Below are 20,606 nucleotides of genomic sequence, written 5' to 3' on the forward strand. Positions count from 1 at the left end.
GGGTTATTCCGCCCCGGATCGCCACTCTTTCCAGCGCAGATACGCATTGGCACCCGCTGATGCGAAGGGCTCGGGTGGCAAGCGCGGCGGCATCGGCTGCGCTAGAAAATGGTCTGAAACCTGGGAGTCTTTCCCCAGCGCAAGCTCTGCTACGCCCATTCCTTGCAACGTGCCGCGGGCGATGCCCAATCCGTTCTGGCAGCAGGCGGCATAGACCCCTTGATCAACCTCACCAAATGCGGCTGAACCATTGCGGCTAAGGCACAACATCCCGGCCCAGCGATGCTCCATCCCCACATCGGGCAGGTTCGGAAACCGTTCTCGGAATTTGCGGTCGTGCACAGCGCCTGCCCGATCCAACTGGCTATCGCTGCTTCGGATATCCGGATGATAGCTGGAACAGGTTCGGATCAGAATACGATCCCCATAGCTGCCCGAAACCCGCCGCACCGAAGTGCCCATCGGATCCGCAGGCGTCACCGACCAGCGCGGCTGCCCGCCCAACTTGGCGATCTGCGCTTCGCTCAACGGTTCGGTGATCGACGCGTAGAGACAGATGTGCATCAAACGCCGCTGATAGAATCCAAAGCTTTCCAGATGACCATTCGTGGCCATCACAATCTGCCCGGTCGAGATCTTCGCCCTATCGGTCTCTACCTCCCAGCCACTGCCCTTCTTACTAAACCCCGTGACGGGTGAATTCTCAAACACCCCAATCTGTCCTGCAAGGTACGCGGACAGGGCACGGACGTAAAAAGCGGGCTGAATCATCACGGTTCCCGGCGCAAACAGGCCAGAACTGTAATGCGGACTACCCGTCAGCGCCTGCATTTGGTGTGCATCATACAGCTCGTAAGACTCTCCCATCTGCGCCAGATGTTCCGCATAGTCTGCGTTGTGCCGATCTCCATCTGGTGTCGCTGCGGCATTGATCTTGCCGCACGGGTCAAACATCTCCAGCGACAGATCACATTCTTCTGCGACTTGCGTCGCAAAAGAAATGGCCTGCCGGTTCAGCGCAATCGAGGCCCGGTCCGCCTCCAGCCCGTCGCTTGCATAATTGTCCGAGGCCAGATCATGCGGCAAATCGATCATGAAGCCCGAGTTGCGCCCGGCCGAGCCTTCGGCAAAGCGCCCTGCCTCCAGCACGACAACCTTCAGCCCCGGATCAAGCTGATGCAGCCGCCGCGCCGCAGACAGCCCGGCAAACCCGCCCCCGATGATGGTGATATCGGCGGTCTGGTCTTGCTCAAGCCGGGGCAAGTCCTTTTGTGGAGGCAGGATGGCGTTCCATCCCGCCGCACCGGTTTGCCGAGGCAACCGTTTGGCCGAGTATCCCGTCAATCCACCGCCTCATCTGCGTCATCGGCCAGGTCAATCCAGATGGTCTTCAACTGGGTATACTGATCATGCGCATGGACCGAGTTATCCCGACCACCAAACCCGGATTGCTTATAGCCGCCAAACGGCGTGGTGATGTCCCCTTCACCAAAGCTGTTGACCGTGACGGTTCCCGCCCGGATCGACCGTGCGCCCCGGATGGCGCGTTTGGCGTTGGCCGTGAAGATCGACGCACACAGGCCATATTCAGTGTCATTGGCAATGCTGATCGCCTCGTCAAAACCCGAGACTTCGATCACCGACAAGACCGGGCCAAATATCTCTTCACGCGCCAATGTGCTGTCATTGCCTGGCACTTCGACCACGGTGGCTTCGACAAAACCCTTCTCGGCCTTGCCGCCTATCAGCACGGTTTCGGCCTGCTCCAGATAGCCGCACACCTTGTTGTAGTGGCGTTCACTGACCAGCGCACCCATGCGGGTTTCGGGATCCAGCGGATCGCCGACATTCCATTGCTTGGCATGATGCGCGATCCGCTCCAGCAACTCCGCCTTCACGTCCTTGTGCACGATCAGCCGCGACGAGGCCGAGCAATTCTCGCCCATGTTCCAGAACGCGCCATTGACGATGTGTGCCGCCACCCGATCCAGGTTTTCCGCATCGTCCATCACAATGGCCGGGTTCTTGCCGCCCATCTCAAGCACCACCTCCTTAGCATTGCTTTCGGCGGAATAGTTCAGGAACTTCTTGCCCGTCACGGTCGATCCGGTGAACGAGACCATGTCGATATCCATATGTCGCCCGATGGGTTCACCCACCTCGGCGCCGCCGCCGGGCACCACATTCAGCACACCGCGCGGCAATCCCGCCTCTGCAGCCAGCTCCGCCACCTTTAACGCGGTCAGAGAAGTCTCGGCCGCCGGCTTTAGCACCACTGAACAACCCGCCGCCAGCGCGGGCCCGATCTTCCAGGCCAGCATGAGCAGAGGGAAGTTCCACGGCAGGACCAGCCCAACCACACCGATGGGTTCTCGCACCACCATTGCGATGTGATCATCACTGGCCGGTGAGACCTGATCATAGATCTTGTCAATCGCCTCGGCATGCCATTTCAGGCAGTGGATCGTCTCGGGCACATCCACGGTTTCGCAATCATAAATGGTCTTGCCGCTATCGATGCTCTCCATCACCGCCAGTTCCCTCGCGTTGCGGGTGATCAGCTTGCACAGACGGATCAGCACATCTTTGCGCTCCGAGGGATGCATCTTTGACCAGCGCCCGTCGTCAAACGCTTCACGCGCCTTTTCAACGGCGAAATCCACATCTTCGACACCGCAGGCTGCAATACTGGTCAGCACCGCGCCAGTGGCGGGGTTCACGGTCTCGAACACCTGTCCCGAGATTGCCGGGCGATAGCCGCCATCAATGAACGCGCCCGTCGGCAAATCCTGATGCACAGCGATGGATTCGTATTCATCTTTCGTCAGCAAGCTCATGCCTCAATCCTCCGCCACGATATCTGCGATTTTGCGTTTTAGAATGCGCGTCACCTGTTCCAGCCCGCGTTTGTCATCTTTGTTCAGGCCTTTAAGGGGCGACCTGACCATCCCCGCATCGATCCCGTTCATGGTGACGCCATGCTTGATCGTCTGGATGAACTTGCCGCCCTGCTCCAGCACCCGCATCAGCGGCATCAGAGCGCTCATGATGCGGCGACCCTTGGCAAAGTTGCCCTCGATCACACAGGCCTGATACAGCGCCACATGCTCGGCAGGCAGAAAGTTCGACCCGCCGCAGACCCAGAACGGTGCGCCCCAAGCGAAGAACTCCAGCGCCTGATCATCCATGCCGCAGCCCAGCTGAATATGAGGGTAATCCCGCGCCAGCAGGTGTACCCGATTGATATCGCCCGAGCTTTCCTTGATGCCGCAGAAGTTCCGGCTGCGCCCCACACGATCCAAGAACTCTTCCCCCATCATCGTGCCGGTCCGGTGCGGATAGTTGTACAGCATCACCGGCAGATCAGCCGCCTTGTCGATAGCCAGAGCGTTCAGCGCATTCTCACGGTCTGTCGGCACCGAATACGGAGGGCTAGCCAACAGGATCGCATCCGCGCCCATTTCGCACGCGCCTGAAGCCAAGGCAATGGAATCGCTGGTCAGCATCGCCCCGGTTCCCACAACCAGAGGCACCCGCCCCTTCAGCTGATCATGCGTAAAACGTGCCAGTTCCAGCCGCTCATCAACCGTCTGCGCATAGTTTTCGCCGGTAGACCCGCCCGAGATCAGCCCGTGCACACCCTGTTCGACCAGATAGTCGATCACCTCAGCCAGCGCGTCCCAATTCACGCTGCCATCCGCCGCGTAGGGTGTCACCACCGGCGTGTAGATACCCTCAAATCTGAAGATCGGAGTCATGTTTCCCTCATGCAGATGTCTTGCTGGAGACCTGCCCCAGCGGAAAATCCAACCCCTCAGGCATCACGAACAGCTCAATCTGATCGCGTGACAGGGTCCAGTGGTCGTCGGCAAGCTGCGCAGCAGCCGCCTCATCGCCCGCCTCAATGGCGGCGATGATGGCGTCATGCTGGTCGCTCGCCTCTGAAAGGTTCTCAGCCATTCGTGCGGTCTGCGGGCGATAAAATGTCATCCCGATCCGCGCGTGATCGATCAGCAACCGGTTGAACGATGGGGATAAATAGACATTCCCCGCCATCTCTCCTGTCACCTCGTGAAACCGGGTATTGGCCAGCGTCCGCTCCTCAGCCGAGCCTGTACGCAAGGCTTGCCGAAACGTCTCTTGCGCCTCTTTCAACTGATCGATCTGATCGTGCGTCGCATTCGCCGCGGCCAGACGCAGCACCGCGCCATAGACCATCGGCGCCACCAGAAAGAAATCGCGTAGCGTGGTATGAGACATCTCGGACACCCGCGCCCCGCGATGGGTGCGCAGGTCCAGATACCCCTCACCGGCCAACTGCCGGAACACTTCGCGCAACGGCGTGCGCGACAGGCCAAAGGCCTGCGACAGCTGCGCCTCGTCCAGATCCTCTCCGGGGCTCAGGCGCAAGGTCAGAACCGACATCTTGAGATGTTCGGCCAACGCCTCTTTCGGTGATCTGTCCTCGCCCTTCATCCCAAGCCTTCTATTGCCGTTTTCGAATCGCGTATGCGCATAGTGGTATCTCAAGAAAATACATGTTGTATACAGTTAGTTTTCGTGCAGCATGCCGGTACATTCAGAAACGCCCTGATTCCGGTCCACCCCATGCACAAACCGCAACACTTCACTTTCATACTGGTCGAGGAATTCTCGCACCTCGCCTTCTCATGCGCGGTCGAACCGTTGCGCATTGCCAATTGGGTGGCGGGTGAAGAGCTCTACCAATGGTCCTTTCGGTCAGAGCACGGAGAGCAGGCGGTTTGCTCCAACGGATCAATAACTCTGGTACATGGCGGGCTGCAGTCCGTGCCCAAATGCGACCAGTTGTTTGTTTTGTCGGGCATTCACATGCGAAATCATGTCACGAAGCCACTGCTGGCCACATTGCGCCGTGAACGCGCGCGTGGGACCAATATCGGCGCGCTTTGTTCTGGTGCTTGGTTGCTGGCCGAAGCCGGGTTTCTGGACGGTATGCAGGCTGCAATTCATTGGGAATATCACGATTCTTTTATGGAGGCTTTTCCCGAAATCAACCTGGTTCGCAGCGTTTTTGTCGCTGACGAAAAACACATGACCGCATCGGGCGGCACGGCCACTGCCGATCTGATGCTGCACCTGATCGAACGGGATCACGGCCACGACATGTCCGTCGCCGTTGCCGATCAGATGGTCTATAACGCCGTGCGTAATGCCACCGCTGATCAGCGCGTCTCGCTGCAATCACGCAACGGGATGCGCAATGCGCATTTGGCCAAGGCGATCAACATCATGACCGAAAACATCCAAAGCCCGCTGTCGCCATCAGTCATTGCCGCCGATATCGGCATTTCGACACGACAACTCGAACGCCTGTTCGGAAAATTCCTGAACACTTCGCCTAAAAAATACTTCATGGAATTGCGCCTAGAGCGGGCTCGTAATCTGCTTTTGCAGACCGAGTCCTCAGTGACCGAGGTCGCCTTTGCCTGCGGGTTCGAAAGTGCCGGTCATTTCTCGCGCGTCTATCGTGCGACCTTTGGGATCACGCCCATGCAACAGCGCAGCAGGCTGGATTGATCAATACTGTGACTGGACAGCACCCCTTGCTTGCGATTATCTGAACAAGTGTTCAGATCAAGATGAGGCCCTTCATGCAACTCTCAACCACAGCTGCAGTCATCACCGGCGGTGCGTCCGGCCTGGGTGAAGCCACAGCCCGTCATTTTGCCGAGAGCGGCGCACAAGTAACCATCCTTGATCGTGATGCCGAGCGCGGCCCTCAGGTCGCGGCTGAGATTGGTGGGTATTTTGCACAGACCGATGTGACGGATGAGGCCTCGGTCGCTGCGGCCATTGCGCAGGCGAAAGACAAGATGGGTCGCATCACCGCGGCCGTGAACTGCGCCGGGATCGCGATCGGAGCCAAAACCGTCGGCAAAGACGGCCCCCACCCCTTGGACGCCTTCCAGCGCACCATCGACATCAATCTGGTCGGCACTTTCAACGTCTCACGCCTTGCCGCTGCCGAAATGGCTAAGAACAATCCCGAACCGGACGGCGCGCGCGGCGTAATCATCAACACCGCCTCTATCGCCGCCTTTGACGGGCAAAAGGGTCAGGCCGCTTATGCAGCATCGAAAGGCGGCGTGGTCGGCATGACCCTGCCCATGGCCCGCGATCTGGCATCCTCTGGCATCCGCGTGATGGCCATCGCACCGGGTATTTTCATGACGCCCATGCTGGCTGGTCTGCCCGAAGAGGTGCAGCAGCAACTTGCAGCGGACGTCCCCAACCCTGCCCGCCTTGGCGATCCCCTTGAATACGGGCGGCTGGCCGGGTTTATCGTCGAGATGGGCTACCTTAACGGAGAAGTCATCCGCATCGACGGTGCCCTCCGGATGCGGTAAATCAATGCCATGACCGAGCGGCAGAAAATGGAGGCAGGCGACTGGTATCGCTGCCTTGATCCAGAACTCGATGCGCTGCGCGCCACCGCGCGCCGTGCTGTCCATGCCCATAACACTTGCCCGCCCGATGACAGGGGCGCATTGGCTCCGGAACTCGCGGCGCTTCTTGCCCATGTCGGTCAGGACAGCTTTGTCGAGGCACCATTCCATTGTGCCTACGGAATAAACCTGTCTCTGGGTAATCGGGTTTATCTGAACGCTGGCTGTGTCGTTCTCGACACCGCGCCGGTGCGGATCGGCAATGATACGATGCTTGGGCCCACGGTACAGATCTACTGCGCCGAACACGCGAAAGACCCCGCCTTGCGCGCGCAAGGTCTGGAAATCGCTCACCCTGTGACAATTGGCGAGAATGTCTGGATCGGCGGTGGCGCGATCATCATGCCCGGCGTCACAATCGGAGACCGCGCCATCATCGGCGCCGGAAGCATAGTTACGAAAGACGTCTCGGTCGGAGCGACCGTCGTCGGCAACCCGGCCCGCCCGATTTGACCTCACGCGTGGCCGCAAGCCATATGTCCAGCACCTTGTTTTTCTTCTTTTCTTAGGCCCGACCCACAGGATAACGCGGAGCGGCGACAAAAAGTTCTGAGCCTGGGTGTATCTGTTTTGCTTTCGTTGGTGTTGTCACCTTTGCGAGACTTTGCTGCCGTTCGCTGTCGCCGCCCCAATGTCTGCTTGTCGATCAGGATGGTTTACTGACGGAGAAACTAAATCGGCCAGTCGAGAAGAAATGCTCCCCACTTGCATTAAGCGCCGCTTGTTCTTCTGCCCACGCCTGCAGGTCATCATCTGGAACAGTTTTTTGTCCCTTCACGTAAGCCACAATGAAGGGCACCACCATTTCGCCATAGCAACCATCGTATCTGTCCGTATTAATGATGGAGAAATAGCTCACTTCATTGACTACCAAACCCGCGTTTCGAAGACGAGCACCAAGCGTTCGCGGAAGTTTGCTGTCGGCGCAATGCGATGCAAAAGCCTTGAGCACCTTGTCCATTCGATCCGGGTACTCGCTATGCCAACAGACACCCTCCCAATCCGTCGCAAGGATCAAAGCACGTCCGCCGGGTTTGAGAACACGAAAAACCTCGCTGCAAAACTTCGCTACATCAGGCACATATTCAGCAACTTGGGTGCTAACGACCACATCGAAGTAACTTTCTTCAAACGGGAGCTTGGTCGCGTCGGCGCAACGATAGCTTAGCCAGTCATGCCCACTTCGTTTCGTTGCGCGTTCTACCATTTGTTCCGAAATGTCGATGCCTACAACTTCACCATCGGGTCCTGTTTGATCCGCTATTTGAGCCGCGAGAAAGCCGGGGCCGCTTCCAATATCCAAGACCCGCTCGCCCTTTCGAACCGAAATCCTTCGAAGGGTGTCGTCTCTTTGAGAAACTACATCCAGCCCAAGGTAAACCGCCTCTAATCGCTCCGCTGCCGCGTCGTCGTATTCCATGCCCATAAAGTGATCCCCCCGGTTCCTGGCAGTCACGCTAACATTTTGGTTGCTGGTCGGGAAGTGGGGCGGCATCGCTGAGCGTTACCGATACGAAAGCAATTCAGACATAGGGGCTCTCTGCAGCATTGGGGAATAAGGGCTCGGAGCGATTAACAAGTCGTATTCAAACCATTAACCTAAGTTTTGTACAATTCAGACAATTCAACCGAATGTAGATGTATAACTCGGACTTAACCAGTTTCGGCCTTCTCTTCCAACAACAGCCACTCTTCCTCGGCCGCTGACAGTTTTTCCTGCCGTTCGACCAAGGCGTCAGTCGCTTTCTGAAACTTGACCGGTTCGCGGGTGAACAGCTCGGGGTCCGACATCAGTTCCTCAAGCTTGGCGATCTCGGCCTCAAGGCGCGCGATCTCGGCAGGTAGCTTCTCTAGCCGGTGCTTTTCCGAGAACGAGAGGCCGTGTTTTGGCTTTGCCTCTTGCTTCACCTTCGGCTTTGAAGATTTTGTTTTATCTTCTTTTTTCTGAGCTATCTCTCCACGTTGCGCGATGTAGTCGGACCACCCTCCGGCGTAAACGGTTGCGCGCCCATTGCCCTCCATCGCGATGGTTGTGGTCGCAACCCGATCCAGAAAATCCCGATCATGGCTGACCAGCAACACAGTGCCATCATAGTCGTCCAGCAGTTCCTGCAGCAGATCCAGCGTTTCAACATCCAGATCATTCGTCGGTTCGTCCAGCACCAGAAGGTTTGAAGATTTTGCCATCAGCTTGGCCAACAACAACCGCGCTTTTTCCCCACCAGACAAGGACTTAACAGCCGCTCTTGCCTGTGCGTCATCGAACAGAAACTCTTTGAGATAGCCCACCACATGCTTGGGCTGCCCACCCACCATCACTTGATCAGCCTTGCCAGACACCCGCATCTCAGGATCGCCGGTCAAGCTGTCCCACAAGCTCATTTCCGGATCCAACTGCGCACGCGCCTGATCAAATACAGCGATCTCAAGATTGGTGCCCTGCACCACAGATCCTTCATCAGGATCGACCTGACCCAGTAGCATTTTCAGCAGCGTTGTCTTACCCACACCGTTGGGGCCGACAAAGGCCACACGGTCACCACGCTGCACCAGAAGATCAAAGTTGCGCACGATCTGCTGAGATCCAAATGCCTTTGAAACGCCAGTGGCTTCGATGACCTTGCGCCCGGATTTTGGACCAGATTCCAAAGCCATAGCGGCAGAACCCTGACGTTTGATCTGCGCTGCCCGCTCGGCTCGCAATGCCTGCAGCGCCCGCACCCGGCCCTGATTGCGCTTTCGGCGCGCGCTGATACCTTCAACAGCCCATCGCGCCTCGGACTTGATCAAGCGGTTCAACTTGTGGCGCTGTTGATCTTCTTCTTCCCAGACCTTGTCGCGCCAGCTTTCAAAAGCCTCAAACCCCTGCTCCTGCCGCCGTACAACGCCGCGATCAATCCACAGAGTCGCGCGGGTCAATGCACGCAGGAAGGCCCGGTCATGCGAAATCAGAACGTAAGCCGCACGGGTCGATCCCAACTCACGTTCAAGCCATGCGATCGCTTCGATATCCAAATGGTTCGTTGGCTCGTCCAGCAGCATCAGATCTGGTGCCTCGGCCATTAGCTTTGCCAATGCCGCCCGCCGTCTTTCCCCGCCAGACGCAGTTTCAACCGGACGGGCGGGATCGAATTTTAAGCCTTCGCCAGCGCGTTCGACCTTATAGAGCTCGCCGGGCTCCAACCCGCTTGAGGCATAGTCACCAAGCGTCGAGAACCCCTGCATATCGGGATCCTGCTCCATGTAACCCACAGATTTACCCGGGGGGATGACAATATCGCCCTGATCGGCCTCAACCAATCCGGCCATTACTTTCATCAGGGTAGATTTACCTGATCCATTACGTCCGACCAGCGCAACGCGATCACCGGGCTGAATCACAAGGTCCAGACCGGAAAACACCGGATCCCCCCCGAAGGTCAGAGAGATACCGGACATCTGCAATAAAGGAATTCTCGCCATGCCCGCCAGCTAAACTGGCTGGGGCAAGGCGTCAACGCCCCTGTTTCACCTTTTGAATAATACCCATCTCACCCGGCCACGGCCCGCAGCAGGCGTTTGCGCGCAGCTGGAATTGCGCTGATTTCAAGTCCTGTGAACACATGCAACGTGTTCATCTGGCGATCCACGACCGCATGATCACTGACCCACCCCCCCATTATCAGATAAGTGCGCAGCAATGGCGGCATGCGCAGCATCGCCAGTTTTGCATTTGGTCTGCGACGCAACCGTGTGGCAAACCGAAAAACATCGGGTGCCTTGACCCTTGGCAACCACCGTTTTGGGGCCAAATGCTTGTCTTTGAGCATGGCAAAAGCATCCAGATACTCAACCGTCTCAGTCCCCGCAAAGGACGAGCAGCCAAAAAGCATTTCGACCCCGTTCTGGTCGACATATGCCGTCATTGCCCCCCAGGCGACACGCAAGATATCCGGATCGTGCCGGTCAGGATGAATACAGAAACGACCCATCTCGACCATTGGCCCCGTAAAGCCACGCAGCGCTGACAGGTCATAGAACTGAGCCGAATAACTGCGCCCTACTTCGTCACCGTCCTGCATCGTCAGCATGCGGAAGCAGCATACCAACTCTCCATTGGAGCGCATGTCCTCGATCAGCACGTGATTGCAGTGCTCATCAAAAACATCGCAATCCTGATCCTCGGTCGCGAAGGCCAGCGTCCGCAGCTTCTGTGCCTCGGCCACATCACACGCGGTTTGTGCTAAGCGCGCTTGATAACGGCCCTTCTCCAACAAAACAGCCATGGTCGCATCCTCCTGCGGTGGCTGACCGGTCAATCATCTGAAACACTTATATAGTGCATGTGACCGTCATATGACCGCCACACCGCCCCTACACAGCTTAGTTACTGACTGACCCCCGGAATGTTCGCCGGATTGAAGTTGCCGATATTACCAAGAAGCTGACGCAGGAAGCCTTTGTCCTCAACATTGGAATCGGTCACACGGCGGTCGAGGACAATGACATAGCCATCTTCCAGACCAAACCGCTCGATATTGCGGACGACACCGCGTTGGTCGAAGCTGATTGCGACCAACTGGCGCGAAACGACCTCGGGCTTTTTCGGTCCATAGTGACGAATTCGAGACGCGACGTAGTAATAACCCGAATCCCGTACAACGCCAGATGCCGTTGGCGCACCGATCGTTTCTTCGACGCTTTCGCGCGTGTCGACGCCGACTTTGATCTTGGCCAGATCCTCCGGCGGCGGCACATAGCCGTGATTCTTGAAGATCGGCGAACACGCGCCCGCGACTGCCAAACAGACAGCAAAGACAAGCGTTTTCGATGCTGGTTTCAGCCTGTTCACACCCTTCAACATTGACACCCTCTTGCCATGGCCCCTTGCGGACCCTATCCGATTACAGAAACCGGCGCTCCGGTTCAACACAGGAAAGACTCAACTATGAGCAACCAAACATCATTACGGGTGGCTGACCTGCCCCAGAACGCTGCAACCCCGTTTGAACTGCGCCCAGATAGCGACACGCTTGAACCGATCAAACGGGAGCTCGGCCTGCTGGGGCTGCGCAAGTTGAGCTTTGTCGGGCAGCTAAGCGCCCAGGGCAAACGTGACTGGCTTCTGAAAGGCAAACTTGGTGCGACGGTGATCCAACCCTGCGTCGTAACGCTTGAACCCGTGACAACCCGGATCGACACGCCAGTCACTCGCGTGTTTCTGGCGGATTGGACCGATCCGGACGAGCCTGAATTCGAAATCCCAGAAGATGACGAGACCGAACCATTGGGCGCTGAAATTGATCCGGCGCAGGTTATGATCGAAGCGTTATCACTTGCGTTGCCGCAATATCCCCGCAAGGACGGTGCCGAACTTGAGCAAGCCGACTATACTGAGCCCGGAAAACAAGCGATGACCGACGAGGATGTCAAACCCTTTGCGGGGCTGGCTGACCTGCGGGATGCGTTGAAAAAAGACGAGTGACAGGCAAGGGATTTCCTGTCATAGCAGGCGGCCAGAAAAACCGCTTGAACATGACGAGAATCGCAGTATTTTCGCGCGCTCATTGGAATTTGGGTTGGACATTGCGGGGCAAGCCCCTTAAACGCGCGTCAAACCACGAGAAAACAAAGTACGTAACCCGGCTGACAGCGAATCTTTCAGCCCATATCAGACAAAGGTTGAGACCATGGCCGTCCAACAGAACAAAGTTTCCAAGTCGCGTCGCAACAACCGCCGCGCACACGACGCTCTGGTTGCTGCAAACCCGAACGAGTGCCCGAACTGCGGCGAGCTGAAGCGCCCGCACCATGTTTGTGCCTCTTGCGGCCACTATGACGATCGCGAAGTCGTCGCTCAGGCCGACGAAATCGACCTGGACGAAGACGCGGCCTAAGCCTGATTGGACGCAGGCCAAGGCATGACGGATCAGCCCACGCAAACCGGACGGATCATCATCTCGGTTGACGCTATGGGCGGAGATTCGGGCCCTGCCGTCGTTGTGGCGGGCATTGCCAAGTCTGCGGACAAGAACCCGAAGATCGGGTTCATCCTGCACGGCCAGGAACAGGAATTGCGCAAGCTGGTTGCCAAACGACGTGTCCTTGATGGGCGCGTCGTTTTTCGTGATTGCCCCGACGTCGTCACGATGGAAGACAAACCCAGCCAAGTTGTGCGCAGCGGCAAGAACACATCGATGTGGTCGGCGCTGGAAGCGGTGCGCGCAGGCGAAGCGCACGGCGCGGTGTCCTGCGGCAACACTGGCGCATTGATGGCAATGTCGATGCTGCGGCTGCGCAAGCTGCCCGGCGTGAACCGCCCTGCTATTGCGATCTTATGGCCCTCGCGTAACCCGCATGGCTTTAACGTGATGCTGGACGTGGGCGCGGATGTGCGTGCCGATGCCAAGGATTTGCTGCAATATGCTCTGATGGGTGCTTCATACGCGCGCAACGGGATGGCGCTCAGCCGCCCCCGCATCGGCCTGCTGAACGTCGGAACTGAAGAGCACAAAGGCCGCGCCGAATTGAGAGAGGCGCACGCCATGATCTCGGACTTTGCCGATCAGGCGAATTTTGAGTTCGTGGGCTTTGTCGAAGGCAGTGATATCCCCGGCGATAAGGCTGACGTGATCGTCACAGACGGTTTTACCGGCAACGTTGCGATCAAAACCGGCGAAGGCACTGCGAACCTAATCGGTGATCTGCTGCGCGAGGCATTCAAATACTCGCCCCTGTCCCGCTTGGCATCGATTCTGGCGATCACATCGCTAAACCGCCTTAAAAAGCGGATCGATCCGCGTCGCGTAAACGGTGGCGTGTTCCTTGGCCTTAACGGAACCGTGGTCAAATCCCACGGCGGAGCAGACGCGACAGGAGTTTCGGCTGCGGTCAAACTTGCTTTCACATTGGCAGAATCCGGCTTTGCCGAAAAATTGGCGGCACGGGTTGCATCAACTGCCGCACTTGCACAAGATGCGGCCCATTCCGTGTCTCAATCGGAATAATAACAAAAAAGGCAGTACCCCAGCATGGCAGGCCGCTCAGTTGTTGTAGGTGTCGGACATTATTTGCCGGAGCGCGTTGTACCAAACGCCGAATTCGAAAAAAAGCTGGATACGACGGACGAATGGATTCGCACCCGGTCCGGTATCGAGCGGCGGCATTTCGCAGCCGAGGACGAAACCACATCCGATCTGGCCACCAAAGCGGCCGAGGCTGCGCTGGCCGATGCCGGACTGACGGCAGATGATATCGACGCGATTGTGCTGGCAACCTCGACGGCGGATCTGACTTTTCCATCGGCTGCGACTATGGTGCAGGCGCGGTTGGGTATGACCAAAGGCTTTGCGTTTGATGTGCAGGCCGTCTGCGCCGGGTTCGTCTTTGCACTTTGCAATGCCAACGCTCTGATCCTGTCTGGACAAGCGAAGCGCGTGCTGGTGATCGGAGCCGAGACATTTTCGCGAATCATGGACTGGACCGACCGGTCCACCTGTGTGCTGTTCGGCGATGGCGCAGGCGCACTTGTGCTGGAATTACAGGATGGGCAAGGCACTTCTGATGATCGCGGCATTCTTTCCACCGACCTGAACTCGGACGGGCGATACAAAGACCTGCTTTATGTTGATGGCGGGGTTTCGACCCAATCAACCGGTCACTTGCGGATGCAGGGCAATCAGGTCTTCCGCCATGCCGTCGAGAAGCTGGCCAAAACCGCCGAAGTGGCGCTGGAGCGAGCAGGCCTGACAAGTGACGATGTCGACTGGATTGTGCCGCATCAGGCCAATATCCGCATTATTCAAGGCACTGCCAAGAAGATGGGCCTGCCGATGGAAAATGTCGTTGTCACCGTGCAGGATCATGGAAACACCTCCGCTGCGTCGATTCCCTTGGCCTTGTCGGTGGGCAAGAAGAACGGCCAGATCAAAACCGGTGATCTAATTGTAACTGAAGCGATCGGCGGCGGTCTGGCATGGGGTGCGGTTGCCCTACGCTGGTGATGGGCGCAATCCGGCTTACGAAGCCGCCTGCAATTCATTGATATTGACAGTGAATTTCGCATCGCCATATGCTCGCTCATCAACAGGGGAAAAAGTATGGGCGATAAAACACTGACCCGAATGGATCTGAGCGAGGCCGTCTTTCGTGAGGTCGGCCTGTCACGCAATGAAAGTGCGCAGCTTGTCGAAAGCGTTCTGAACCACATGTCCGACGCGCTGGTACGTGGCGAGCAGGTCAAGATTTCGTCTTTCGGTACATTCAGCGTTCGGGACAAAACCGCCCGCATCGGACGTAATCCCAAGACCGGAGAAGAGGTTCCGATCCAGCCGCGCCGCGTGCTGACTTTCCGCCCGTCGCACCTGATGAAGGATCGCGTCGCTGCAGGGAACCGCAAGTAAGTTCAGGACAGTTTGGTTATGAGTAAGTCCCCCGACGCCTTTCGCACCATTAGTGAAGTTGCGGACTGGCTAGGAGTTCAGGCTCATGTTCTGCGCTTTTGGGAAAGCAAGTTTACGCAGGTAAAGCCGGTAAAGCGTGCCGGTGGGCGGCGATACTACCGCCCGAATGATATGCGATTATTGGGTGGCATCAAGAAACTGCTGCACGAGGATGGCACCACCATCAAAGGCGTACAGAGAATCCTGCGGGAACAAGGCGTTGCACACGTTGCTTCACTTTCACCGAGCCTGGATGACAGCCCGCCCGTTTCGCCTCCGAATGACACGGTTGTTCCGTTTACCGCAGCATCCTCGGCGCAGCCTGCGAACCAGATTAACATGGATCTCGGCGAACCCGGCCAAGCTCCGGCACCAATAAAGCCCGACATTAGCGACCAACCCAAGCTGCAACCTGATGCAATGGACGCCGCTCCACTTATGGGTGGAATAGCATCATTGGCATGGAACCGGGCAGAGTATGACGACAAGCTTCTGCACCAAATTGCACCGATTGCAAGAGACCTGCGCCGTTGGCTGGATCGCGTTGAAAACCGGGCGGCGGGATAGCAAAAAAGGCGATGATTTCCTCTTGCCCCTGCCGGGAAAGTCTTTATGAACACCTCAACGTCGGGCTATGGCGCAGCCTGGTAGCGCGTCCGTCTGGGGGACGGAAGGTCGCAGGTTCGAGTCCTGCTAGCCCGACCAAATCACACCGACGTTTATGGCACATAGGCCAGATCCCGCTCTGGCAGCAGAGGGGATCGAAATGACAGGTGTTTGCCCAAATCAGCAGCTTGAGGCGATGATCGCGCGTGGTGAGATTACTGCAAGCCCGGACATCATCCCTGCGCAGGTGCAGCCCGCCAGCCTTGATCTACGTTTAGGAACAGTAGCTTACCGGGTACGTGCCTCATTTCTGGCAGGCGAAGGACGGTCTGTTGCAGATCGTCTGGCCGAGTTTGAAATGCACCGCATCGACATCACCGAAGGCGCGGTTCTGGAAAAAGGTTGCGTCTATCTGGTGCCGCTGATGGAATCGCTCGCCCTCCCCGATGACGTCAGTGCGGTGGCCAATGCCAAAAGCTCGACCGGGCGGCTGGACCTACTGACCCGTACTATCACCGATGGTGGTACCGAGTTCGATCGGGTCCCCGCTGGATATACTGGTCCTCTATATGCCGAGATCTGCCCGCGCTCTTTCTCGGTTTTGGTGCGCCCCGGAATGCGGTTGAATCAGATCCGTTTCCGCAAGGGTCAGGCTGTGTTGAGCGACGTCGAACTGTCCGCGTTGCATAGTCAGACACCGCTGGTCGATGGCCCAGCCGTGATTCAGGACGGTCTGGGATTCTCGGTCGATCTGCAGCTACCCGATACCGACCTAGTTGGCTATCGCGCCAAACCACACACCGGGGTGATCGATCTGGACCGGATCGGCGAATACGACCCGCAGGAATACTGGGAAGAGGTGCGCACCAAAGACGGACGCATCATCCTCGACCCCGGCGCGTTCTACATTCTCGTCAGCCGCGAAGCAGTGCATATCCCACCGATGTATGCCGCCGAAATGGCCCCCTATCTGGCCATGGTCGGTGAGTTCCGGGTGCACTACGCCGGTTTCTTCGACCCGGGCTTTGGTCATGCCGAAGCGGGCGGCGCAGGATCGCGCGGCGTGTTGGAAGTGCGCTGCCACGAGGCGCCCTTTGTGTTGGAGCACGGACAGGTCGTCGGGCGTTTGGTATATGAGAAAATGGCTGAGATGCCGACGCAGCTGTATGGCGCGGGCATTGCCTCAAACTATCAGGGGCAAGGCCTCAAACTGTCTAAGCATTTTAAGGCCGTAGGCTAACAATCAAAATTTCATGAAGCGGCGCATCTGCCGAGTTACCTGTTTCATCTGCTTGACGCTCTGCTTCTGGCGCCCAGCCGCATCGCGCATTTGACGATTTGCTTCGGAATCACTTTGGGTCTCTGACGGCCCCGGTTTGCGACCGGCCCGGCTCGCCATATCAATACCCTTGTCGACCCCACGGTTCACAAGGCGGCGCAAAACCTGACGCACGATCATGTCAATGATCCGATTGGCATTCATTGGTTCAACTCCGTTTCCCGCGCACTACAATAGGCATGTTCTGTGCCAACAAAAGGGCTGATTGATCACTCTTCCTCGAACAGCTCGGTCTGATCTTCGTCTTCATCCCGATCCTGCCCTTCACCCAACGGCACTGTGCCTGGAGGCGGCCGGTTTTCCAACAGCCCCGCCGCGCGCAGTTCTTTCAGACCCGGAAGGTCACGGGCGTTTTCCAGACCGAAATGATCCAGAAATTCGGGCGTTACCACAAATGTAACTGGACGGCCCGGCGTCATGCGGCGGCGCCCCAGCCGAATCCACTCCATCTCCAGAAGCTGATCAATGGTGCCACGCGAGACGGAAACGCCGCGGATTTCTTCAATCTCAGCCCTTGTGCAGGGTTGGTGATAGGCAACAATCGCCAACGTTTCGATGGCTGCCCGGCTCAGCTTGCGCGTCTCAACCGTTTCTTTCTGCATCAGGAAACCCAGGTCGGGTGCGGTACGGATCGCCCAAGCCTCACCAACGCGCACCACGCGCACACCGCGCCCTTCGTATCGTTTCTGCAGCGATTCAACTGCTTGTGCAGCATTGCTGCCATGGGGCATTCGAGCCTCGAGATCACCAATTGTCACGGGCTCGGCGCTAGCAAACAGCACGGCCTCGACCATACGTTCCTGCTCGGCCAATGGCGGCGCTTCAAACAGAGTGCCAGTCTCTTCTGGGGCGTCAGTCACGTGTTTCGGTCCTCTTACGCAGATGGATCGGTGCAAAGGTCTCGCTTTGCTTCATCTCCATATGTCCTTCTTTCACCAGCTCCAGCGAGGCCGCAAAGGTCGCCGCCGTCGCGGACCTGCGGCGCACCGGATCAGCATCCCAGCCTTCGGGCAGATAGGTCTCCATATCCGTCCAGGCACCGGCAAAACCAATCAGCGGGCGCATCCGTTCCAGCGCCTGCTCCATCGTGAAGACGGCATCGCGGTCCATCACAAAGGGTCGGAATTCATCTCGGGTGCGGATGCGCGCATAGCCCTGCATAAGGTCTAGCAGCGTGGCAGAATAGGTCACGGTGCGGATACGGGTGACATCCTCGCCCTGCCCTCGTTTGAAGAAGTCACGACCCAGCTGATCGCGTGCCATCAGACGCGCGGCTGCATCGCGCATGGCCTGCAAGCGTTCCAGCTGGAATGCGAGGTGTGCTGCCAGTTCTTCACCCGAGGGGCCTTCGTCATCCGGGTCGGGCGGCAGCAACAGGCGCGATTTCAGAAAAGCCAGCCATGCAGCCATCACCAGATAATCCGCCGCCAGCTCAATCCGCAGCTGCCGCGCCTTTTCGACAAAGGTCAGATACTGCTGCGCCAGCGCCAGAACCGAGATTTTGCGCAGATCCACCTTTTGGGTGCGTGACAAGGTGAGCAGCACGTCCAGCGGGCCTTCAAACCCGTCGACGTCAACAATCAAGGCCTCGGCGGCCAGCCGATCTGCGACCGAGACCGGGTCTTCGCTGAAAAGGTTATCCTGCATATACCTGCCCGCCCATTAGGGCAGATAGTTCCGCTTCGGCGGCTTGGATGTCAAGTTCCCGTGGCGGCTGGCGTCGGGCCAACGCCCGATCTGCGCGGACCTGTGCCGCATCGGTCATTTCTCCAGCGGCTTCGAGCACCTGCGCGCGTTCTTCAAACACCCCGTTGCAATGCAAGGCCACATCGCACCCAGCGTCCAAAGCCTGACGGGCCAAATCAGAGGGCGTGCCCTGCAAAGCCTTCATCGTGATATCGTCGGTCATGATCAGACCGTCGAAACCGATCCGCTCCCTGATCAGCGTCATCATTCCAGCCGAGATCGTCGCAGGCCGAGGGTCAATCTGGTCATAAACCAGATGCGCCGTCATCCCCATCGGCAAGTCGTTCAGCGCGCGGAAAGGTGCAAAATCTGCCTCTTCTAGTGCTTTCAGCGAAAGGTCCACATGCGGCAGGTCGTGATGACTGTCGAGCGTTGATAAGCCATGGCCAGGCATGTGCTTCACAACCGGCAGAACACCGCCATCCAGATGGCCATTGGCTACGGCCCGGCCGATTGCAGAAACCTGTTCTGGATCAGACGCATAGCAGCGATTTTTCAGGAACGCATGGGTATCTTCACGTGCAAGATCGACCATCGGTGCGCAGTTGCTGTCGATGCCCAGAGCCAGCAGTTCATCCGCAATCAAGCGATAGCGCAAATACATCGCACGCTCAGCCTGATCCCCGGCACGTGCGACATGGTCCAGCGGAGGCAACCATTCATGGGCTAAAGGTGCGCGCAGGCGCTGCACGCGGCCCCCTTCCTGATCCACGGTGATCAGGCAATTTCGACCAACAGCCTCGCGAAAGTCCTCGCACAGGGCGCGGGTCTGGTCAGCGGATTCGATGTTGCGGGCAAACAGAATGAACCCGAACGGGTTCATCTCTTTAAACAAAGCTTTCTCATCCGGCGTCAGACGCAGCCCTTCGGCATCGGTGATAACCGCGCCAAATCTCACCGGACGGCGACCGGGATACAGTCGGCACCTTGCGCGACTAGGGCCGCGCAGAACTGGCGTGAGTCGCTCAGATCATCAAACCCCATGACACGCAGGCGATAGAAGGTGCGCCCGCCGCTTGAGGTTTTCTGGATAACACGCTGTTTTCCATCCATATACTCGCCAAAACGACCATTCAAGCGCGCCCATTCGGCCTGCGCCACATCAGCGCTTTCATAGGCACCAAGCTGCGCCAGCCGGGTCCCTTTGGCCAACGTATCCGGATCGACATCCAGTCCTACGGCAGCTTTTACGGCAGCGTTGATCGCCGCCTCGGTGGCGCTGTTTGACGCAATCGAACTTGGGGTCGCGCGGGCTGGACGCACATGCGGACGCAGCGAACGGCGCACACCTGGCAGTGCTGCAATCTTCGGGTCTGGCTGTTGCGCGGCGTAATCAGCCGGATCGATTGCAGGTTCTTCCTCGGGCGTGACCAGCGAGGCCAATTGCACACCCTGCTCTGGCGTCTGTTCAGGCTGAGCTTCGGCACTGAGCCCTTCGGCCAAAGCGTTCACGATGGCCTGATCAGTGGCGGGTTCTTCGATCACCTGCACGGCGTTTGTAGCCTCAAACGCGGCCATGGGCGTGTCTTCATCAGTCAGCGACACAGGGCGCGGCGCGAGGATCAGACGATCTGCCGGCGGCGCGGCAGTCCCAACCGCCGCAACTGCATTCACCGCAAGGCCCTGATGATCGGCAGGCGTACCACCTGGGTTTTCGGGTTGCACACGCATCGGCCCCTCAGCAGCGCGCACGACCGGCACGCCGCTAACGTCGCGCATGATCAGCTGGTAACCCCAAACGCCGACACCGGCGACCAGCGCCAGGGACGCAACCGCCCCAAGCACGTTGACAATGCGACCAAGCCCAGCGCCAGCGCGCGGGGCCTCATCATAGCCATAGCTTTCGTCGGGATAGTCAAATGCATCCTCAGGATGCGTTTGATTCGAGTAATGCATCTGCTCGGGGCTGTGCTGCCCCGAGTAATCGTAACGTGCCATTTCCGCCTCACCGCCCGATTGCGCCGTAAAAAGTGGCGCGCGGGTCATTTCTTGTCTGCCTCAGACCGG

22 protein-coding genes, 1 tRNA gene and 2 pseudogenes are annotated in these 20,606 nt (G+C 58.0%); 11 read left to right on the forward strand and 14 right to left on the reverse strand.

All coding sequences use genetic code 11. The features are described 5' to 3' along the window. Positions 1–3: 3 nt before the first annotated feature. From ACR0DU_RS04495 to ACR0DU_RS04510, 4 genes are read right to left on the reverse strand one after another with little or no spacing between them, the layout of a single operon-like run. Positions 4–1,344 (reverse strand): NAD(P)/FAD-dependent oxidoreductase, encoded by a 1,341-nt coding sequence (locus ACR0DU_RS04495; protein ID WP_480872697.1) that lies wholly within the window; start codon positions 1,342–1,344, stop codon positions 4–6. Next, positions 1,341–2,837: an aldehyde dehydrogenase gene (locus ACR0DU_RS04500; protein WP_480872698.1), complete on the reverse strand. Its 1,497-nt coding sequence runs from the start codon at positions 2,835–2,837 to the stop codon at positions 1,341–1,343. The genes ACR0DU_RS04495 and ACR0DU_RS04500 overlap by 4 nt, the downstream gene beginning before the upstream one ends. A 3-nt stretch (positions 2,838–2,840) precedes the next feature. Beyond that, a complete protein-coding gene (locus ACR0DU_RS04505) occupies positions 2,841–3,758 on the reverse strand; it encodes a dihydrodipicolinate synthase family protein (protein ID WP_480872700.1) in 918 nt (305 codons plus the stop codon). Positions 3,759–3,765: 7 nt separating this feature from the next. After that, positions 3,766–4,476, reverse strand: coding sequence for a GntR family transcriptional regulator (locus ACR0DU_RS04510; RefSeq protein WP_480872701.1), 711 nt, complete (start codon positions 4,474–4,476; stop codon positions 3,766–3,768). Between the two features lie 132 nt (positions 4,477–4,608). Here ACR0DU_RS04510 and ACR0DU_RS04515 point away from each other — a divergent pair, with 132 nt between their 5' ends. The 3 genes from ACR0DU_RS04515 (at position 4,609) to ACR0DU_RS04525 (ending at position 6,941) form a co-directional block, all read left to right on the forward strand. Further along, positions 4,609–5,559: a GlxA family transcriptional regulator gene (locus ACR0DU_RS04515; protein WP_010440542.1), complete on the forward strand. Its 951-nt coding sequence runs from the start codon at positions 4,609–4,611 to the stop codon at positions 5,557–5,559. A 74-nt stretch (positions 5,560–5,633) separates the two neighbouring features. After that, complete coding sequence (locus tag ACR0DU_RS04520; RefSeq protein WP_480455076.1) at positions 5,634–6,389, forward strand: SDR family NAD(P)-dependent oxidoreductase; 756 nt, start codon at positions 5,634–5,636, stop codon at positions 6,387–6,389. A 9-nt stretch (positions 6,390–6,398) separates the two neighbouring features. Next, the gene (locus ACR0DU_RS04525) at positions 6,399–6,941 is read left to right on the forward strand and encodes a sugar O-acetyltransferase (RefSeq protein ID WP_480872704.1); all 543 of its coding nucleotides are present in this window, start codon (positions 6,399–6,401) and stop codon (positions 6,939–6,941) included. A 193-nt stretch (positions 6,942–7,134) separates the two neighbouring features. Here ACR0DU_RS04525 and ACR0DU_RS04530 read toward each other — a convergent pair whose 3' ends face one another. From ACR0DU_RS04530 to ACR0DU_RS04550, 5 genes and pseudogenes are all read right to left on the reverse strand, one after another. Then, the gene (locus ACR0DU_RS04530; RefSeq protein ID WP_480872705.1) at positions 7,135–7,908 is read right to left on the reverse strand and encodes a class I SAM-dependent methyltransferase; all 774 of its coding nucleotides are present in this window, start codon (positions 7,906–7,908) and stop codon (positions 7,135–7,137) included. Between the two features lie 233 nt (positions 7,909–8,141). Further along, a pseudogene (locus ACR0DU_RS04535) lies at positions 8,142–8,306 on the reverse strand (hypothetical protein); the annotation flags it as partial. Positions 8,307–8,690: 384 nt separating this feature from the next. Further along, a pseudogene (locus ACR0DU_RS04540) lies at positions 8,691–9,950 on the reverse strand (ABC-F family ATP-binding cassette domain-containing protein); the annotation flags it as partial. 68 nt (positions 9,951–10,018) lie between these two features. Continuing rightward, on the reverse strand, positions 10,019–10,753 hold the full coding sequence (locus tag ACR0DU_RS04545) for a GNAT family N-acetyltransferase (protein ID WP_480606100.1): 735 nt from the start codon (positions 10,751–10,753) through the stop codon (positions 10,019–10,021). 101 nt (positions 10,754–10,854) lie between these two features. Further along, the gene (locus ACR0DU_RS04550; protein ID WP_170470812.1) at positions 10,855–11,331 is read right to left on the reverse strand and encodes an outer membrane protein assembly factor BamE; all 477 of its coding nucleotides are present in this window, start codon (positions 11,329–11,331) and stop codon (positions 10,855–10,857) included. Positions 11,332–11,415: 84 nt separating this feature from the next. Here ACR0DU_RS04550 and ACR0DU_RS04555 point away from each other — a divergent pair, with 84 nt between their 5' ends. The 8 genes from ACR0DU_RS04555 to ACR0DU_RS04590 all read left to right on the forward strand — a co-directional run bounded on the left by ACR0DU_RS04555 (position 11,416) and on the right by ACR0DU_RS04590 (position 16,754). Then, on the forward strand, positions 11,416–11,952 hold the full coding sequence (locus tag ACR0DU_RS04555) for a YceD family protein (protein WP_319544759.1): 537 nt from the start codon (positions 11,416–11,418) through the stop codon (positions 11,950–11,952). Between the two features lie 205 nt (positions 11,953–12,157). Continuing rightward, on the forward strand, positions 12,158–12,364 hold the full coding sequence (gene rpmF, locus ACR0DU_RS04560; RefSeq protein ID WP_008756996.1) for a 50S ribosomal protein L32: 207 nt from the start codon (positions 12,158–12,160) through the stop codon (positions 12,362–12,364). A 24-nt stretch (positions 12,365–12,388) separates the two neighbouring features. Beyond that, a complete protein-coding gene (gene plsX, locus ACR0DU_RS04565) occupies positions 12,389–13,474 on the forward strand; it encodes a phosphate acyltransferase PlsX (RefSeq protein ID WP_480872707.1) in 1,086 nt (361 codons plus the stop codon). Positions 13,475–13,498: 24 nt separating this feature from the next. After that, a complete protein-coding gene (locus ACR0DU_RS04570; protein WP_480872708.1) occupies positions 13,499–14,470 on the forward strand; it encodes a beta-ketoacyl-ACP synthase III in 972 nt (323 codons plus the stop codon). Between the two features lie 96 nt (positions 14,471–14,566). Next, positions 14,567–14,869, forward strand: coding sequence for an integration host factor subunit alpha (ihfA, locus tag ACR0DU_RS04575; RefSeq protein ID WP_008755922.1), 303 nt, complete (start codon positions 14,567–14,569; stop codon positions 14,867–14,869). An 18-nt stretch (positions 14,870–14,887) separates the two neighbouring features. Continuing rightward, a complete protein-coding gene (locus tag ACR0DU_RS04580; protein ID WP_480872709.1) occupies positions 14,888–15,475 on the forward strand; it encodes a MerR family transcriptional regulator in 588 nt (195 codons plus the stop codon). Between the two features lie 61 nt (positions 15,476–15,536). Continuing rightward, a tRNA-Pro gene (locus tag ACR0DU_RS04585) sits at positions 15,537–15,613 on the forward strand. A 61-nt stretch (positions 15,614–15,674) separates the two neighbouring features. Continuing rightward, positions 15,675–16,754, forward strand: a complete 1,080-nt coding sequence (locus ACR0DU_RS04590) for a 2'-deoxycytidine 5'-triphosphate deaminase (RefSeq protein ID WP_480455192.1) — start codon at positions 15,675–15,677, stop codon at positions 16,752–16,754. 3 nt (positions 16,755–16,757) lie between these two features. On the opposite strand, the gene ACR0DU_RS04595 is transcribed toward ACR0DU_RS04590, so the two are convergent. The 5 genes from ACR0DU_RS04595 to ACR0DU_RS04615 form a co-directional block, all read right to left on the reverse strand. After that, a complete protein-coding gene (locus tag ACR0DU_RS04595; RefSeq protein WP_480455083.1) occupies positions 16,758–16,997 on the reverse strand; it encodes a hypothetical protein in 240 nt (79 codons plus the stop codon). Positions 16,998–17,062: 65 nt separating this feature from the next. After that, positions 17,063–17,713: an SMC-Scp complex subunit ScpB gene (gene scpB / locus ACR0DU_RS04600; protein WP_480872712.1), complete on the reverse strand. Its 651-nt coding sequence runs from the start codon at positions 17,711–17,713 to the stop codon at positions 17,063–17,065. Further along, a complete protein-coding gene (locus tag ACR0DU_RS04605) occupies positions 17,706–18,500 on the reverse strand; it encodes a segregation and condensation protein A (protein WP_010440582.1) in 795 nt (264 codons plus the stop codon). The genes scpB and ACR0DU_RS04605 overlap by 8 nt, the downstream gene beginning before the upstream one ends. Next, positions 18,490–19,497 (reverse strand): beta-N-acetylhexosaminidase, encoded by a 1,008-nt coding sequence (gene nagZ, locus ACR0DU_RS04610; RefSeq protein ID WP_480872714.1) that lies wholly within the window; start codon positions 19,495–19,497, stop codon positions 18,490–18,492. Before nagZ ends, ACR0DU_RS04605 begins: the two co-directional genes overlap by 11 nt. After that, the gene (locus ACR0DU_RS04615; RefSeq protein WP_480872716.1) at positions 19,494–20,585 is read right to left on the reverse strand and encodes an SPOR domain-containing protein; all 1,092 of its coding nucleotides are present in this window, start codon (positions 20,583–20,585) and stop codon (positions 19,494–19,496) included. Before ACR0DU_RS04615 ends, nagZ begins: the two co-directional genes overlap by 4 nt. Between the last annotated feature and the right edge of the window lie 21 nt (positions 20,586–20,606).

The organism is Ruegeria sp. G2 (assembly GCF_056533505.1).

Bases quoted from the DNA above. Each gene is read 5' to 3' on its own strand.
- ihfA (WP_008755922.1), top strand. From the start codon at position 14,567: ATGGGCGATAAAACACTGACCCGAATGGATCTGAGCGAGGCCGTCTTT.
- ACR0DU_RS04500 (WP_480872698.1), bottom strand. From the start codon at position 2,837: ATGAGCTTGCTGACGAAAGATGAATACGAATCCATCGCTGTGCATCAG.
- ACR0DU_RS04615 (WP_480872716.1), bottom strand. From the start codon at position 20,585: ATGACCCGCGCGCCACTTTTTACGGCGCAATCGGGCGGTGAGGCGGAA.
- ACR0DU_RS04555 (WP_319544759.1), top strand. From the start codon at position 11,416: ATGAGCAACCAAACATCATTACGGGTGGCTGACCTGCCCCAGAACGCT.
- ACR0DU_RS04520 (WP_480455076.1), top strand. From the start codon at position 5,634: ATGCAACTCTCAACCACAGCTGCAGTCATCACCGGCGGTGCGTCCGGC.
- ACR0DU_RS04510 (WP_480872701.1), bottom strand. From the start codon at position 4,476: ATGAAGGGCGAGGACAGATCACCGAAAGAGGCGTTGGCCGAACATCTC.
- ACR0DU_RS04595 (WP_480455083.1), bottom strand. From the start codon at position 16,997: ATGAATGCCAATCGGATCATTGACATGATCGTGCGTCAGGTTTTGCGC.
- plsX (WP_480872707.1), top strand. From the start codon at position 12,389: ATGACGGATCAGCCCACGCAAACCGGACGGATCATCATCTCGGTTGAC.
- ACR0DU_RS04580 (WP_480872709.1), top strand. From the start codon at position 14,888: ATGAGTAAGTCCCCCGACGCCTTTCGCACCATTAGTGAAGTTGCGGAC.
- ACR0DU_RS04590 (WP_480455192.1), top strand. From the start codon at position 15,675: ATGACAGGTGTTTGCCCAAATCAGCAGCTTGAGGCGATGATCGCGCGT.
- ACR0DU_RS04545 (WP_480606100.1), bottom strand. From the start codon at position 10,753: ATGGCTGTTTTGTTGGAGAAGGGCCGTTATCAAGCGCGCTTAGCACAA.
- ACR0DU_RS04505 (WP_480872700.1), bottom strand. From the start codon at position 3,758: ATGACTCCGATCTTCAGATTTGAGGGTATCTACACGCCGGTGGTGACA.
- ACR0DU_RS04570 (WP_480872708.1), top strand. From the start codon at position 13,499: ATGGCAGGCCGCTCAGTTGTTGTAGGTGTCGGACATTATTTGCCGGAG.
- ACR0DU_RS04525 (WP_480872704.1), top strand. From the start codon at position 6,399: ATGACCGAGCGGCAGAAAATGGAGGCAGGCGACTGGTATCGCTGCCTT.
- rpmF (WP_008756996.1), top strand. From the start codon at position 12,158: ATGGCCGTCCAACAGAACAAAGTTTCCAAGTCGCGTCGCAACAACCGC.
- ACR0DU_RS04550 (WP_170470812.1), bottom strand. From the start codon at position 11,331: ATGTTGAAGGGTGTGAACAGGCTGAAACCAGCATCGAAAACGCTTGTC.
- ACR0DU_RS04605 (WP_010440582.1), bottom strand. From the start codon at position 18,500: ATGCAGGATAACCTTTTCAGCGAAGACCCGGTCTCGGTCGCAGATCGG.
- ACR0DU_RS04530 (WP_480872705.1), bottom strand. From the start codon at position 7,908: ATGGAATACGACGACGCGGCAGCGGAGCGATTAGAGGCGGTTTACCTT.
- ACR0DU_RS04515 (WP_010440542.1), top strand. From the start codon at position 4,609: ATGCACAAACCGCAACACTTCACTTTCATACTGGTCGAGGAATTCTCG.